Here is a 16,106-nt window from a genome sequence, read left to right as displayed (position 1 = left end):
CACTGTGCCCTCTATTTCAATTCAAACAATCTGCTGTTCAGAAAATCCTTTTTATAGTACTCCTCCAGCAGCTCGTCCATGGTGTCATAGTCCTGCATGGCCCTGGCGGTGGCGATATCGTTGATCAGCTGATATCTGCTGTCCTCCTCCGCACGCCTGTCGCTCTTTTGAATCGTGCCGCTGCCGGTTATCTGATATTTTCCGTCCGCTTCCTCTGTGATATAATACTGCAGGCTCTCCCCGAAGAACAGCACGAAAGCCTTGAAGCACACTCCCCCGTATGCCTCTCTCATGTACTCGCTGCGGTATCCTTCCGCCTCCCCGTTCTCCCCGAGGACAGCATAGTGGACACAAACCTTTGTCTGAGGCTTCGTGCGGTATTCCATGATGGTCTTGTCGGAAAGCTCCCTCCGCAGCCTGGGGCACTGGTCAAAGTCCTGAAAGAATTCCAAATAAATTTCCTTTTCCAGCATCTCCTCCAAAAGTTCCTGTACCATGGAATCGGAAAACTCTTCCATCTCCTGCCCGTTCTCGGCAAAGTATTTCAGGTAGGCCAGCTTGCAGACCATCTGCACCGGCTCCCCCCGCAGGTACATCTGCCGGATTTCATGGAATACCTCTTTTTCCATGATACGTTCCCGAACGAAATAGTCGTAGGAGCACTGGGCCAGAAAGGCCTCCTCCACCTCCTGTTTCGCCCCCTGGGAGATATAATAGCGGAAAATCTCCATCTTCTCCCCCACGAAAGCGCCGGAATAGAGCATCTGCACGAGCATCCTCTCGCTGAGCCTGTAGCAGTCAGCGCCGAAAGATTTCGCGGCTCTCCAAATCTCACGCATATTCCTCGTCATGCCCTGATAATAGGTCACGAGATAATCCAACAATGTGCTGTCATATTTCCCTTTTCGGAAAATATAGACGGCAGCCGCAGTCAGCAGGGGATTCTCCCCCATATCGTACCGCTCCAGCATGGCTCCCACCAGCCGCACCAGAATCTTCACATCCACAAAATAAGGCCCATAGCTCTCCAGCCATTCCCAGGCCAGCTTATAGTTCCCCCGCAATACCATGAACCGCACCACAGAAGCCCTCTCCGAGGCGTCAAGTTCCTCCGGCGGAATCTTCTTCAGGTACTCGTCCAGCGCCCGCATATCGTCCGTATCATAGTAGTACTGGAGAATCCGCAGATACAGTTCCCGCCTCACCTGCCTGTCCGAGGCATCGGAGGCCGCAATCCGCAGTTCCCTCTTGATGCGTTCAGGAGGTTCCTCCCTGCACACGCTCTCGCTGTCGCACAGATAGAAATCCAGTTCCGGCCCCAGCTCCCCGAAAGGCAGGAGCCAGCGCAGGAATTTCCCCGGAATCATCAGCTTCTCCATGGTGTAGTCCGCGTTCTTCAGGAAACGGTTCTTCTCCCCGTCCTCAAAGACGATGGTGTATCTGCTGCCGTAAAGGGACACCCATGTACGATTATCCGACAGAATATATTCGCTCGGATGCAGATTCCCCGGCTGGTATACATACACTTTCCGCAGCCTGTCATCCTCCACCTGAATCAGATGGGCGAACAGCAGCCTGGAAAGCGGCACACTGGTCTGCTCGTCCACCATCTCCGGCCGCAAAAGCTTATTATATAAATTCGCCAGATTCCGATTGATGCGTTTTCTTTTCATCTGCTCTGTGACAAAATGCTCTATCTTGAACCGATAGGACTCATAGATATCACCCAGCTTGTCCTGATGCTGACAGATAAAATCGTACAGATAAGCCGTATGGGCATAGTCCATATTGTTCTGATAGGAAAAATACTTCAGCACCGATTTGGGAATCTCCCGGGGCCTGTCCAGGTTCAGGGACATCATGAAATATTCATACAGATTCGTGATCCTCAGCTGGGCATCCACCCCGGCCCTGTACCACTCAAAATAAGCGGGGCCGGCCTTTCCGCCCTTTATCAATAAGGTGCAGATTTCCTGGAGCAGCTGCACATCTTTCTTTTTTTCATACAGCTCTGACAGCGCCGCGAAAAGCGCCGGAGAATACTCTTTCAACCTGCCAGCCAGATACAGCGTCTGTTCCACAGCCTCCCGCTTCAGGACGCCCTGCCTGACGCCGTACCAGACCACCTGCTGCTCGAACCTGCCCATCCTGCGGAGCAGCGCGGGGTTGGCATTTATCAGGGAAAGAGCCTCTATATACAGCACCGGGCTGGTGCAGCCTTTCCGGAACAGTTCCTCCCAGAAATCCCATCTCTCCCTGTCGGACCTGCAGTAATCCTCCGACAGATACATCAGAAGCCATCCCACCCGCCAGTTGGAATCGTCCCTGCAAAACATCCGCTCCACATCCCCGGCCACCTTTTCCACGTATCCCTCGTCCCCGTGAATCAGTGTGGTCAGGTAGAGATAATAGGCTGCCAGCGTATCATCGGAAGGGTGCTTTTCCAGCTCTTCCACCACATGGTCCAAAATCCAGCCGGCTTCGTTATAACGCTCCTCTGTAATCAGCAGCTGGGCCTGCAGCAATCTGGCTGAGATATCGCTCTCATCCATGGCCACCAGCCGCTCCACCAGCTTCCCTGTCTCTTTCATCCATGCGGAGGTAGAGAGTTTCTTGAGCCGGAAAGCCTGATAGCATTCCATCAGGCGAATCGTATGGCGCATCCTCTCCGCCGCCGTGCTGCCCAGAAAAGCACCGCCGCCCAAGACTGCCGTCACAGGAATCCTCATATCCACATAGGAATTGTACAGCCGAATCCCTCCGAAGTTCCTGCCCCTCCGGCAGCGGTCACAGTCGATGAACACAGGCAGCCTGTACCGATTGCCCAGAAAATCGTCGTCTGTCAGCGTCTCTTTCTCCGTAAAGAGGAAATCCCCCTCGCACGCTATGGAAAGCCTGGTAAAGCCCCAGCCGCTGCGCAGGATCGTCACGCTCTGCTCCATCACTCCCGTGGCCCCAAAGGCGGGCAGCTCCACATTCAGCTCCGCCTCCTCCGTCACGAACTCCACATTCTGCTTCTTATTCACCTGAATCAGGAACTCTTCCACATTCTGCTCTTTCCCCCGGTAGGCCGAAAGGGCCCTGTAATCTTCCAGGTATCTGGCATCGCTGCCGGAGAATACCCGCAGGAATTCCGGGGAGTAGAACAGCTTCACAGCCTCTTTCCAGTCGCTTTTCGCCAGGTTCGCAAAATGAAACAGATTCTTGATGGTGCCCACGGAGGATTCCGGCATATCATGCTCCACGGACACCACGAAAGGAAGATAGTATTCGCCGCGGTTACTGATGATGTCAAAGGATCCTTTCACCACGTCCCCTTCCTCCAGCTTTTCCCCATGGAAGCAGAAAGCGATTTCCTCCTCTGTACCTGTGAATTCTTCGGTCAGACATTCCATCCTCAAATCCGATGAAAGCACGGTCCCCGTTGTGAACATCCCCTCCGGGCCATGAATCCGGAAAGAGCCCTCATACTGCTGCCCCTTTTGGATGGCAAATTCTATTTTTGAACAGGAAAAATCAAGAGAACCGCTCTCATAGTCGAAGTTCCCCTCCAGAATCTGATCGATTATCTTCTGCATCTGCATTTATTCACCTGCTTTGCACCTCTACTAGACTGATTATAAATTTTGACAATAGAATCTGCCCTTAGATTCTATTGTATCAAATCTTCCGTCATAGGGCAACACCAGAAAACAAGCTGATTTACACCAGATTCAGCTTTTTGCTTATTATCATATATGTCGCGGCATACAGCAGGGCCGCCGCCAACAAATCAACGATAAACTGTAAATCCATTTTCAGGTTCATATAAATGCCAAAAGAATCGGCAAAACTGCGAAACAGGGAAACTATCATCTGCTCAGCCACCACGATGAGGATATAGAACACAATGCCCAGGAACAGCTTTGCCCTGGATGCAAGCTGCCCCAGAGAGATGCCGCCGAACAGAATCATGTTCGACGTAAATGACCCTATCAGGGAAACTGCAATCCACATGCCTACGAAATGGGTGGCCCGGAATCCGAACAGCGATTCCATCTCCAGCAGAATATCCCAGATGCCCATCATGATATCAGCCGGCACATACCACTCCGGCGCCACTGCCCACACCATGGAAAACGCCAGGATAAACAGGGAAAGATAGACCGAAATCAGCACGAGCAGCGTCCACAGCCCGCTGACTGTTATCTTGCTCACCAGAATCTGATGCTTCGTCACCGGCAGCGTATGGGTCAGATACCCCTGGTCCGTGTACATGGTCCTGTAGAAATGCACCCCCAGATAGACCCTGATTCCAAAAATGACGCACGCCAGCAGCGTCACATAAATCATCATGGTGAACATACTGAAGATGTCCAGCCAGCTGACGGAGCCGCTTGTGCTGGTAAGGGATTTCCAGAAAGGCGCCTGGAAAGAAAGCCATCCTAAAAAGGTGATGACTGCCATGGCGCCCAGCATCAGGCAGCCCATTTTGTATGTGCTCTTCCACTCGTGCTTTATCAGTTTTCCTAACATGCGAACACCTCCCTGAAATAAGCGTCCACGGACTTTCCGTGCTGCTCTCTGACATTATCCACGGAAGTGTACAGCAACAGACAGCCGTAGCGCATGAAAATCACCTCGTCCAGCACCTGCTCGATATCCCCTATCAGATGGGTGGAAATCAGCACCGTGGCGCTTGGATTATAATTGTTCAGTATGGTCCGCAGGATATAGTCCCTGGCCGCGGGATCCACCCCCGCGATGGGCTCATCCAGAATATACAGATCCGCGTCGCGGCTCATGACCAGTATCAGCTGCACCTTCTCTTTCGTCCCCTTGGATAACGTGTTCATCCTGGAGGCCGGATCTATCCCCAGGCTCTGCAGCATCCCAATTGCCTGCCCCCTGGAAAAATCTTCGTAGAAGTCACAGAAGAAATCCAATATTTCGTTAACTCTTTTATTCCCTGACAGATAGGTTCTGTCCGGGAGATAGGCCACATGCGCCTTTGTCTCCACGCCTATGGGCTGTCCGCCTATTCTGATGCTGCCCTGAGTGGGCGTAAGCAGTCCGTTCAGCATCTTGATCAGTGTGGTCTTGCCGCTGCCATTGGGGCCCAGCAGCCCGATAATCTTCCCCCTGGGCAGGGTCAGACTGATATTGTTGACTGCTATATGCTTCGCGTCGTAGGCTTTCGTCAGCCCCCGAATCTCAATCAGATTATTCATCTCCTGCCTCTCCTTTCCCTGCTGTATCCTGCAGGAAGCTCACGGCCTGGCTTCTGTCAAACCCAAGCCCCTCCATCCCGGCAAAATATACATCCGCGTGCCGCTTCGCCAGTTCCCGCTTGCTGTCCTGTATCAGCCCCTCATCCTCCGTGACGATCCGTCCGTTGGTCCCCTGGGTGATGATCAGCCCGCTCTTCTCCAGTTCCGCAAAAGCTTTCTGCATGGTGTTGGGATTCACCGCCGCCACCGCCGCCAGCTCCCTGACGCTGGGCAGCTTCCCTCCCGGCAAGTAGGCGCCGGATATAATCTGCACCTGCAGACGCTCCACCAGTTGGGCGTAGATAGGTCTGTCATTGTCCAAATTCCAAGCCACAAGCCCTCCTCCTCTCTATGGCAGGAAATTTCCTGTCCTGTCGCCATGTGATTGTATCAAATCCATAATACAATAATATGCCAAACAGGGCCGCGCGTCAATAGATTCCGCGTAACATTTTGGCTTTCCGGCGCATATATATAGCATAACAAATCTATGCGCCGCCTGGCGCGAGAGGAAAATTATGCCCGACACCAATAGAACCGATGCGCAGGAGCCGGAAAGCGCTGAAGCCTCCTATGCCGGAACAATCAAAATCAGCGTGGTCTCCTCCATCGGGCTGGTTCCCGTGGAAGGCGCCACCGTCACCATCGCCTACACCAGAGAGCCCGATGTCCCCCTGACAGTACTGACCACCGACAGTTCCGGACAGACCCCTGTGACAGAGCTTCCGGCGCCGCCCCTGGCGCTGTCGCTGCAGCCGGAGAATGAGATACAGCCTTACTCGGAGTACAATATCACCGTCACGGCCCCGGATTATGAGCCGGTACTGATATCCGGCTCGGAAATCCTGGCGGGAGAGCTTTCGCTCCAGCCCGTGCAGATGACTCCTCTGGCCGCCACACAGGATGAGGAAAAAATAGTAGTCATACCGGACCATACCCTGTACGGGGATTTCCCTCCCAAGATACCGGAGGATGAAATCAAGCCCATGGCAGAGACCGGGGAAATCGTCCTTAGCCGCGTGGTCATACCGGAATACGTCATCGTCCACGACGGCGTACCAAACGACCCTTCCGCCCCCAACTACTGGGTGCGGTACAAAGACTACATCAAGAACGTGGCCTCCTGCGAAATTTATTCCACCTGGCCTGAGAGCGCGATATATGCCAATATCCTGGTCATTCAGTCGTTCACTTTGAACAGGGTTTATACGGAATGGTATCGGAATCATCCCTGTTTCGTGGCAGGAAGCCGTTTTGTTTGATTCTAAAGCGTACTGTAATCTGTTCGTCCGTCACATCTATCCTGTCAATCAGTTTGTTTACAAGCACCCTCTGCGTCTGCGTATCCGCCTCTTTAAACACCTGCTGCCATGTAGGAATGTCCGCGTTCGCTTTCAGCTCTTTCCACTGGCCTGCTGCCACAGTAATTTCTTTTAAGTTTTCCCTTTTCTCCTGTATCTGCTTTTCCTTTTCCGCTTTTTTCTCTTTATGCTGACGAATGGCAGATGCTAATTCATCCAGCGATAAAGCGCAGTCCCCTGTCATCGCTTCGGGAATGTGTCCCTCCATGGTTTCAAGTCCCTGTATAATCTTTGCCAGCTCCCTTTGCAGCCTGGCCATCTCTGCTTCCTGTTTCCTTTTTTCCTGATTCCGGCTTTTGGCTATGGCATCATAAATGTTCTCATCCTCCTGCAAATGCCCTATATACTCTGTCAGACACTCAAATACTGTTTCTTCCACCCAGTCGGCGCGGAATTGTGCCGCTTTATTATGGGGGATTCCCGCCTGAGCAGACTGACAGCGATATATAGGGATTTTGCTCGCCCTCTTTTCACCAGTACCTTTTATCGTCCAGTAATTATATTTACTTCCATTCGTCATCTTTTTACCGCAATATCCACAATATATCACATCAATAAGCGATAATATGCCGTCGTTCCTCCTTATCACATTTATACCTTTATGCTCCAGTGTCTTTACGTACTTATCGGACCTGCGGTTCCGCCTGTCCTGTGTCCTGTCCCACATTTCACCGCTGATTATCCGTATGCTTTCATCAGGATTATCTGACTTTATCCAGTCTGCACGATCCAGTCTGTGATACTTTCCGTTTATCCGTTCGCGGCGCTTATATGCCACATGTCCCGCATAGACAGGGTTCGTCAGGATGCTTGTGATTGTACCGGACTTCCATACATCTTTGGGCGCCATGGTCTTGTAATAGTCATCTTCGTTGAGCAGTCTGGCTATTTTGGCGGAGCCGAACTCCTGATGGAGCGATAAGGCATAGATATGCCTTACCACTTCCGCCTGCTCCGGAATTATCTCAAGATGGTGCAGGGCTCTCCCATGTTTGCTCAATTCGCCTGATAAGACCAATTTATAGCCATAGGGGGCTGCCCCTCCCATAAATTTCCCCTGCTGGACAAGCTTCTGTGCAGCGTCCTTGACCCTCATCCCTGTATCAGCGCTGCTTTTCTGGGCATTGCCGTACCTAAGCGCAAGCATCATCTGCCCCATGATATCACTGCTGTCGGGAGAAATACAGCCGTCCCTGACCGTATAAATATCCACGCCATAACTTTTCAATGTCATGACATAACTGCCGATTTCCCACATGCGTCTGCCGATTCTGTCATCTTTATATACTACCAGAATATCGTATTCTCCATTCCTGGCATCTTCCAGCGCTTCCTGTAAGGTATCCCGCTCACTGACAGCGGTTTTATAGCCGCTCATACTGCCCTCAAAATACTCCTTGCCGTCCAGTTCCCACTCGTCGTGCAGCTGAATATAGTCCAATACAAGACGTCGCTGAACCGATAAATCACCATCCGCCTCCAATTGCTGGTTGGAACTGACCCGCAATAACATCCGTGCCCTTTTCATGGTAAGTCGCTCCTGTGCCTCATCTGTTTCTGCAATTCCTCTTTCAGAATTTCTTTTACCTCTTTTTCAATCCGAGCCGTTTCGTCTGATGTCTCCGGGAATTGCAGAATCACCTGCATCTTTCCTTTTTTATATTCCGCTTCTCTTTTTATTTCTTCCACAGAATGCCCCACAGCAATACTCTTTCTATTCATAGTATTTTCGGGCAGCCTGGCACATTCGCATTTTCAAGGATTAGTGTCAAACCTTATTTAATACAACTAAAAACCGACAAAAAGGCCTGCCGTGTCAAAAGCAGGCTTTCATCTCCCGTCCCTGTTTATTCCCAGCAGCGGCTTTCTATGAATGTCTCCACGAGCGCCTTGTCCAATCTGCCCTCTTTCTCCGCCATGTCTTTCAGGACCGACAATGCCCTTTCCGGCGGCATTCCGGGCTTGTAAGGCCTGTCGGCTGCGGTGAGCGCGTCAAATATGTCTATGATAGTGAGGATGCGCACCTCCGGGGGTATCTCATCGCCCGCCAGATGCTTAGGGTATCCGTCGCCCGTCAGATACTCATGGTGGGACGCCGCCCATTCACGGACATGGGAAAGCTCCGCGCTGAAGTGAATCTGCGAAAGCATCTTATCGGTCATGACCGCATGGGACTGCATGACATTCCGTTCCTCCTCCGACAGAGTTCCTTTGCGGATGGACAGCATTTCATATTCATCCTTTGCCAGCCAGGGCTTTTCTTCTCCATCTCTGTCCCTGTAAGTACGCTCCGCAAGCTGTCCCAGCAATGCTATCTTTTCATCTGTGACAAATCCTGCCGTGTTTACCGACTCCACAAGTTCCTCCGCATTTTTGATGTCCTTAAGCAGCGCATCCAGATTGCTTTCCCTGCCGGAGAGCATGTCGATCTGCCCAAGGAGACGCAGCACTTCCATGCGGTGGAGAAACGCGCTGCGCTGTTCCGGCAGCAGCCTCGCCTGTTTGTCCATGATTTCAAGGGGTATGACCAGTTTCCCCACATCATGCAGCCATATGCTCATAATGAGCTCTTTGCATCGCTCTGCATCAAAAGGAATCTCCCTGCCCTCATTTTCAGCTTTTCCATTCAAATAGTCCAAAAATCTCTCTCCATATTCAACCATATGCCTTGTATGGCTGGCGTTATATGGGCTCCGCTCTTCCACCGCTGACACGAAGACACGGACAAAGGAATTGAATAGTTCCTGAATCTCTTCTATATATCTGACATTCTGGATTGTAATCGCCGCCTGTGAAGCCACGGACTCCAGTACAAGCGATATCTCATCGGGGAATGGACATATCTTCCCCTCGGCATCTTTGGCATTGATTAGCTGCAGGACTCCCAGCTTTTCACCCCTGCGGTTCTGCATGGGCACCGCGATCATGGACTGTGTATGGTACCCGGTCATAGCATCATATCTGGCAGGCCCTGTCAGGTCATATTCATGGCAGTTCGCTACATCAGGGATATTGATCGTCCTGCCCTCCATCAACGCCAGGGCGCATACATTCTCACGTTTTAACAAAACCGGCGGGATATCCGGACGCTCACCGTCCCCGCCCTGGTAGACTTTCATGGTATCATTGCGCATAATGGTAAAGTACAGCCTGTCCTGATTCAGCAGATATAATGTTCCCGCATCGCAGCCTGAAATCTCCATCACGGAGATAAGGATCTTCTCCAGCAGCCTGTCCAGATTCCTTTCGGACGAGAGCAGCACTCCCACATTTAAGATTTTTTTGATTTCATCCTGAGTCATAATATTATCTCCATTCTTTCTTTCGCAAATATGCACAGGGCATCTTTGCAGGCTTCTCTTTCCTGCTCCCGCAGGAAGTTATCTGTATATCCGTGGCTATAATGCGTCATCAATACACGCCCGGCCCCCGCTTCATGCCCTGCTTTCAGTCCCTGTTCCCATGTGGAATGCCCCCAGCTTTCCTTAAAATCTTCCACCGTGAAATTCGCGTCCCAGATGATCAAGTCGCTCCCATGGGCAAAATCCGTAATCCTTTCAAAAGTTCCCTCATCGCTCTCACAGTCCAGCGCATGGACAAGCCGTTTTCCATCGCTTTCCAGGCGGTACAATATATTGCCTCCCGGGTGGTTCCCCGCCATGGTGGACACGGCAAAACCGCCAAGTCCAAAGCTGTCCCCGGCCTGTATCTCGTGAAAATATAATTTCGCCTTAAAATCCTGCACCCCCAAAGGCCACCATGGCGGCGACAGCAGCTGCCTCATCTTCTGTTCCAGGCCGGTTCCTCCATATAAATGGATTTCCATATCAGCGGCAAAAAGCGGCTGGAACAAAAACAAGCCCATCACATGGTCTATATGCAGATGGCTGATGAGGATATCCAGGCGCATATCTGTCTGCGTGTCCCATTCCCTGCCAAGGGTAATCAGCCCCGTTCCCGCGTCGAATACAACCATATGGTTTTTCCGTCTTACAGACACACAGGACGTGTTCCCTCCGTATTCCATAAACTCCTGATATGGGGCAGGCGCCGAGCCGCGGACGCCCCACACCGTGATTTTCCAATTTTTATCCATTGGTCACCTCATAAAATCCTATCCAGCGTCAGGACTTCAAAACCCTTGCTCTTCCCTTTCAGTTCCGGCGGATTGGCCAACGGTGTGGCCATGATTCTTCCTTTCAGGGCATCGGCTGTCTTTCTGGAGATATAGATGGTCCCTCCCGGCGCATTGGCTTCAAGCCTTGCCGCCGTATTCACGGTATCGCCGATCGCCGTATAGTCCATGCGCTTTGGAGAGCCGATGTTGCCGACTACTGCCTTGCCCACATGTATCCCTATGCCGAACGCAAGACTCTGGCGATATTGCTGCTCCAATCTTTCAGACAGCTTCCGGGCTCCCGAAACCATGTCCATAGCGGCTCTGGCGGCATTCATCACATAATCTTCCTGGGGCAGTGGCGCGCCCCAGAATGCCATGGCAGCATCCCCCACATACTTGTCCAGCGTTCCTCCGTGGTTCAAGATACAGTCAGATATCAGCGTCAGGTATTGGTTCAGTATTTCCACTACAGTTTCTGCCTGCAGCTTTTCACTCATGGCAGTGAATCCCCGAATGTCCACGAACAGCACAGCTATCTTACATGACTTTCCGCCCAGTTTCAATGCATCCGCATCTGACCCCAGCAATTTCTTCACGATTTCAGGCGCTACATATCGCTCAAAGGTGCGGGTAATCTGCCGCCGCTTCCTGCTCTCCTGTACGGCATGGGCAGCCACGCTTCCGATATACAGAACAGTCATGCCCAGAGGGACATAAAGGATATGAAAGATAAGGCCATGCTCGTACATAGATTTGCCGAAGAGAATCCAGCCGCAAGATACCAGCAGCCACAGGCTCGTGGAAAGTTTCAGGTTTCCTCTCCAAAAGAGCAGACAGGAAAAAAAGAGGATGAAAAACAACGCCGTGAACTGCTGATTGCCGTCCACTTCCTGTTTGAACCTGCCCTCCAGCAATGCCGCAATGGCATTTGCCTGATATTCGACGCCGTACATTTGACTAGCATGGTCAATGGATGTGATGTAGCTGTCCTGCAGGCCGGAGGCCATAGGACCGATCAGGACTATCTTGCCGTCAAAATATTCCGGCGGCACGCTGCCGTCCAGGACATCGGCAATGGAAATCGCTTCGAAATCCCCGGGTTCTTTGCTGTAGGAAAGATACCAAAATCCCTGACTGCTTACAGCCGGCATCTTCAAGCTTTCATCATATTTAAGGGCTATGGCCAAAGCCATGGACGGAACTATCGTTCCATCCGGCAAGGCAAAGTACAGAAGATGATGGCGCAATACACCGTCCGTATCCAGCATCGCATTGATATGGCCCTGGCTTGTAACCGCTTTCAATTCCTCAAAGGGCTCTTCGCAGGAAATCATCCGGAAACTGTCATGCACGAAACCGTCTCCTTTTTCCACAAAACCGGTATCAAACGCCGCGGCGCACGCCGTGACTACATTCCCGTAATCCTCTGCCGCATGAACCAGGGAACTGTCTGCGCCTCCTGCCCTCTCCGCGCTGTAAAGAATGTCAATTCCAATCGCAGCGGGACGACAATCATCAGACTTGCTCAGAAAAGAAATCGTTTCCGCTATCTTTTCTCTATTCCAATCCTGGTATAGGCCATAGCGCGCAATGGCTTTTTCATCCATTGCGATGATTACGATATTCCCGTCAACCGCCACTGGCTGTTGATATAACGCATCAGATATGTATGCATCCACGGGATTCAATATTCCGGATTTTGCCAGCATGGCCAGAAAAAGCGATGCTGCCAAAAAACAACTCAACAAGCAAAATATTTTTTTCATAGGTTGTCTGTTTCCTGCCGATAGATTTACTCTCATTTATAATGGCATGTGCATCGCCAGTTCCGCAGAGAACCAGCAATGCTTTTGATTTGCTTCTTTACGGCAGAGCCTCTCTAAACGTTTCCATCTTAGCATGGATACAGGGATTTTACAACAAAAAGCGAAAAGAATCCCGCTTTTTATACAGGATAGGGCATAAAGCCTGATAACCGGCTTGTCCGATACAAGCCCGAGATCGCCCCTGAGTCAGCGGCGATCTCGGGGTACAGAAATCAGGGCTATAATTTCACCATCACCTCCTCCACGGCCTATGACCAGAAGTGGGTGTATGGCAGAAATATCTTCAAGAACATCGATTATCTCGTGGATACGGTATTTGCAAATTATCTTTCACGGCCCGGAGTGCGCCAACCCATCTTCACCTCCTACTGCGACGGGCGCAGGGTCACATGCAATGGCCTGAGCCAGTGGGGCTCCATGTATCTGGGCGAGGAAGGGTATTCGGCGATTGAGATCATACGGTATTATTATGGAAATGACATGTATATCAATACGGCTGAAGTCATATCCGGCGTGCCCTCCTCCTGGCCCGGCTATGATTTGACGGTAGGCTCCTCCGGCGAAAAAGTCAGGCAGCTCCAGACACAGCTGAACCGGATAGCCCGGAATTATCCTGCTATTCCCACCGTCTCTGCGGACGGCATCTATGGGCCTGCCACTGCTAACGCGGTCCGTATTTTTCAGGGAATATTCAATCTGCCGCAGACCGGTATTACGGATTATCCTACCTGGTATGAGGTGTCGGAAATCTATGTGGGGGTGTCCAGAATCTCGGAGCCGGGAGGATGAGCGCAAGCCTGCATGGAACAGACTCGAAACAGCCAACGGAATTGTTGGCTGTTTCGGTGTCACACTTTACATCACCTATTCTATGCTTCTGTCTCTTCCGGCTATGTACCACACTTTCCTCTTCTCGCCTCCAGACAGGCATCGCCCGATGCTTCAGGGCAAGATACAGCAACTCGTCAATCTCAATGCTCTCAGGAGCGCAATAGTCCTCCAAATAGCCCCTGCCTTCTTCCCTGCTTTGCTTCCCGGACGAATCTTCTTTCAGCCATTTGGCCTTTTCCTGCCCGCAAACAGGCAGCAGAAAAGTCAATAAATCACCCTAAAAAAACGGGCATGCACCCCACGGCACATGCCCATTCTGCTATTTCCGGCCATCCAAAGACCGGGATGCCTTTATGAACGTCTATCTGCACTCATATTCCATTGAATCAGTAACTCCGAATCCGGTCAATTATTTTGTAAACACCATCATGATTTCATTGCTCCTGGCGATGAACTTGGTCATGGCCTCGGGAGACAGCGGGGCCTGCTGGATTTTCGCCAGGTCATAGAGCTGCTCGCAGATCATCCCCACGTTCTCGCCCTCCTGGTTGGCGTTCACATACTGCACCAGCGGATGGTTCGCGTTGAGGATAAGGGTCTCGCCCTCGCCGCCGAAGCCGCCCATATCCATGCCGGGCATGGAATACATCTTCATCATGTCCTGCATGCGCCTGCTCTCCTCAGACAGAGTCAGCACGGAGGAAATCTTCTCATCCTTGAGCTTCTCCACCTTGACTGCAAGTTTGTCATTCTCCAGCACTTTCTTCATAATCTCGCCCAGGGCCTTCGCTTCTTCCTCCAGCTCCTTGGCCGCTTCCTCATCGGTCTCGTCCTTCAGCGCGTCCGTCACGTCCGCGTCGATTCTCTGGAACTTCACGCCCTCGTTCTTGGACTCCAGCTGCTGGATGAAAGGCTGGTCGATGTTGTGGGTCAGGATGACGGCGTCCATGCCGTTGTCCCTGAACATCTTGATATACTGGCCCTGCTGCTGCTCGTCGGTGACATAGTAGATGGTCTTTTCTTTCTTTTCCTCAGTCTCTTCGCCGTCTTTCGCCCCGGAATCCGCCCCGTCAGCGACGACTTCGGCCTCCACTTTCTCGCCGTTCTCGTCCACCGCGCTGCCGCCGTTTTCTGCCGCGTCATTCTCCGCGCCGTCTCCGTTCTCGCCATCGCCCGTGTCGATAGGCTTCACTTCCAGGCACTCAGGCAGAGTCAGGTATTTGCCGTCCAGGTTCTTGAACAGGATATAATCGTTCATCCTCTCGCAGAACTTGTCATCCTTCAGGCAGCCGAACTTGATGAAAGGACTGATGTCGTCCCAGTATTTGTCATACTCTTCTTTCTCCGTCTTGCACATGCCGGACAGTTTGTCCGCCACCTTCTTGGAGATGTACTCGGAAATCTTCTTCACGAAGCCGTCGTTCTGCAGAGCGCTCCTGGACACGTTCAGGGGCAGGTCAGGGCAGTCGATGACGCCCTTCAGCAGCATCAGGAACTCCGGGATGACCTCCTTGATGTTGTCCGCAATGAAGACCTGGTTGTTGTACAGCTTGATAGTACCCTCGATGGACTCGTACTCCATGTTGATCTTCGGGAAGTACAGGATGCCTTTCAGGTTAAAAGGATAGTCCATGTTCAGGTGAATCCAGAACAGGGGTTCTTTATAATCATGGAACACCTTGCGGTAGAACTCCAGGTATTCCTCCTTAGTGCAGTCGTTGGCATGTTTCGCCCACAGGGGCGTAGTCTCATTCAGGAGCTCCGGACGCTTCCTGATTTTCAGCTTGACAGGCTCCTCTTCCGGTTCCTCCTGGTCCCCTTCTGCCGCGTCGTCGGATTCCGCCTCTCCGGCATCCTCCTTTTTCTCCTGCTTCTCTTTCTTCTCGGGCTGAATCACCTCCAGGACCTCATCGTCCTCGCGCTTCTCGTCCTCCTTGATAATCTGGGTCTCTGTGGTATCTGCCTTGGAGAGGTAGATTTCCGTGGGCATGAAAGAGCAGTACTTCTTCAGCACCTCACGGGCCTTGTACTCATTGCAGAACTCCAGACAGTCCTCATTGAGGAACAAAGTGATAGTCGTACCTACCTCAGTCCTGCCTCCCTCCTCCATGGAGAACTCGGTGCCGCCGTCGCACTCCCAGTGCACGGGCTTTGCCCCCTCCTGGTAAGACAGGGTGTCAATATGCACCTCGTCCGCCACCATGAAAGCGGAATAGAAACCCAGTCCGAAATGGCCGATAATCTGGTCTGCATTGCTCTTGTCCTTATATTTCTCTATGAAATCAGAAGCCCCGGAGAACGCAATCTGATTGATGTACTCCTCCACCTCGTCCGCGGTCATGCCCAGGCCATTGTCGGTGAACGTCAGAGTCTTCTTCTCCGGATTGACAATGACGTCTATCCTTGCCTTATAGCCATCAGGCAGAGCGTACTCTCCCATCATGTCCAGCTTCTTCAATTTCGTCACGGCGTCGCAGCCGTTGGAAATCAGCTCTCTGTAAAAGATGTCGTGGTCGTTATACAGCCACTTTTTGATAATCGGAAAAATGTTTTCACTGTTGATTGATAAATTACCGCTTTTTGCTGCCATTTTACAACATCCCTTTCTTCATTCTTCTGAATATTTTAGCGAACTTATACTGCTTAACGATTTCACTTGCCATGAAACCAGACTGCATAACGCTGACTGGTTCGATCGCATGATTACATTAGGCAGTAT

At 51.6% G+C, this 16,106-nt stretch carries 10 protein-coding genes and 1 pseudogene; 2 read left to right on the top strand and 9 right to left on the bottom strand.

The window, feature by feature from the left end; genetic code table 11:
• Positions 1–11: 11 nt before the first annotated feature.
• The 4 genes from NFS35_RS01975 to NFS35_RS01960 form a co-directional block, all read right to left on the bottom strand.
• Positions 12–3,584, bottom strand: a complete 3,573-nt coding sequence (locus NFS35_RS01975) for a DUF5717 family protein (protein ID WP_251205468.1) — start codon at positions 3,582–3,584, stop codon at positions 12–14.
• A 118-nt stretch (positions 3,585–3,702) separates the two neighbouring features.
• Complete coding sequence (locus NFS35_RS01970) at positions 3,703–4,515, bottom strand: hypothetical protein (RefSeq protein ID WP_251205467.1); 813 nt, start codon at positions 4,513–4,515, stop codon at positions 3,703–3,705.
• Entirely contained in the window at positions 4,509–5,210 is a 702-nt protein-coding gene (locus tag NFS35_RS01965) for an ABC transporter ATP-binding protein (protein ID WP_251205466.1), read from the bottom strand. The genes NFS35_RS01970 and NFS35_RS01965 overlap by 7 nt, the downstream gene beginning before the upstream one ends.
• Positions 5,203–5,583, bottom strand: a complete 381-nt coding sequence (locus NFS35_RS01960; protein WP_251205465.1) for a GntR family transcriptional regulator — start codon at positions 5,581–5,583, stop codon at positions 5,203–5,205. The genes NFS35_RS01965 and NFS35_RS01960 overlap by 8 nt, the downstream gene beginning before the upstream one ends.
• A gap of 184 nt (positions 5,584–5,767) precedes the next feature.
• Here NFS35_RS01960 and NFS35_RS01955 point away from each other — a divergent pair, with 184 nt between their 5' ends.
• Positions 5,768–6,511 carry a carboxypeptidase-like regulatory domain-containing protein gene (locus NFS35_RS01955; protein WP_251205464.1) on the top strand — a complete coding sequence of 248 codons (744 nt, stop codon included), beginning with the start codon at positions 5,768–5,770 and terminating at the stop codon, positions 6,509–6,511.
• On the opposite strand, the gene NFS35_RS01950 is transcribed toward NFS35_RS01955, so the two are convergent.
• The 4 genes from NFS35_RS01950 to NFS35_RS01935 all read right to left on the bottom strand — a co-directional run bounded on the left by NFS35_RS01950 (position 6,438) and on the right by NFS35_RS01935 (position 12,463).
• Positions 6,438–8,138 carry a recombinase family protein gene (locus NFS35_RS01950; RefSeq protein WP_251205463.1) on the bottom strand — a complete coding sequence of 567 codons (1,701 nt, stop codon included), beginning with the start codon at positions 8,136–8,138 and terminating at the stop codon, positions 6,438–6,440. The two genes, NFS35_RS01955 and NFS35_RS01950, sit on opposite strands and share 74 nt — an antisense overlap.
• A 319-nt stretch (positions 8,139–8,457) precedes the next feature.
• The gene (locus tag NFS35_RS01945) at positions 8,458–9,912 is read right to left on the bottom strand and encodes an HD domain-containing phosphohydrolase (RefSeq protein ID WP_251205462.1); all 1,455 of its coding nucleotides are present in this window, start codon (positions 9,910–9,912) and stop codon (positions 8,458–8,460) included.
• Positions 9,909–10,706: an MBL fold metallo-hydrolase gene (locus NFS35_RS01940; protein WP_251205461.1), complete on the bottom strand. Its 798-nt coding sequence runs from the start codon at positions 10,704–10,706 to the stop codon at positions 9,909–9,911. Before NFS35_RS01940 ends, NFS35_RS01945 begins: the two co-directional genes overlap by 4 nt.
• Positions 10,707–10,714: 8 nt before the next feature.
• Entirely contained in the window at positions 10,715–12,463 is a 1,749-nt protein-coding gene (locus NFS35_RS01935; protein ID WP_251205460.1) for a CHASE2 domain-containing protein, read from the bottom strand.
• A 297-nt stretch (positions 12,464–12,760) separates the two neighbouring features.
• On the opposite strand from NFS35_RS01935, the pseudogene NFS35_RS01930 reads away from it, so the two are divergent.
• Positions 12,761–13,345, top strand: a pseudogene (locus NFS35_RS01930) (peptidoglycan-binding protein); the annotation flags it as partial.
• A gap of 451 nt (positions 13,346–13,796) precedes the next feature.
• Here the strand turns inward: NFS35_RS01930 and htpG are convergent.
• Entirely contained in the window at positions 13,797–15,977 is a 2,181-nt protein-coding gene (htpG, locus tag NFS35_RS01925) for a molecular chaperone HtpG (RefSeq protein WP_251205459.1), read from the bottom strand.
• Positions 15,978–16,106 lie beyond the last annotated feature (129 nt).

Origin of the sequence: Acetatifactor aquisgranensis (genome assembly GCF_943193215.1) — a bacterium.
In the GTDB taxonomy this organism is placed as follows: domain Bacteria; phylum Bacillota; class Clostridia; order Lachnospirales; family Lachnospiraceae; genus Acetatifactor; species Acetatifactor aquisgranensis.
The sequence above is the reverse complement of the archived record's forward strand: the minus strand, read 5'-3'. Positions and strand labels throughout refer to the sequence as shown.

Bases quoted from the DNA above. Each gene is read 5' to 3' on its own strand.
- NFS35_RS01945 (WP_251205462.1), bottom strand. From the start codon at position 9,912: ATGACTCAGGATGAAATCAAAAAAATCTTAAATGTGGGAGTGCTGCTC.
- NFS35_RS01940 (WP_251205461.1), bottom strand. From the start codon at position 10,706: ATGGATAAAAATTGGAAAATCACGGTGTGGGGCGTCCGCGGCTCGGCG.
- NFS35_RS01970 (WP_251205467.1), bottom strand. From the start codon at position 4,515: ATGTTAGGAAAACTGATAAAGCACGAGTGGAAGAGCACATACAAAATG.
- NFS35_RS01950 (WP_251205463.1), bottom strand. From the start codon at position 8,138: ATGAAAAGGGCACGGATGTTATTGCGGGTCAGTTCCAACCAGCAATTG.
- NFS35_RS01955 (WP_251205464.1), top strand. From the start codon at position 5,768: ATGCCCGACACCAATAGAACCGATGCGCAGGAGCCGGAAAGCGCTGAA.
- NFS35_RS01965 (WP_251205466.1), bottom strand. From the start codon at position 5,210: ATGAATAATCTGATTGAGATTCGGGGGCTGACGAAAGCCTACGACGCG.
- htpG (WP_251205459.1), bottom strand. From the start codon at position 15,977: ATGGCAGCAAAAAGCGGTAATTTATCAATCAACAGTGAAAACATTTTT.
- NFS35_RS01975 (WP_251205468.1), bottom strand. From the start codon at position 3,584: ATGCAGATGCAGAAGATAATCGATCAGATTCTGGAGGGGAACTTCGAC.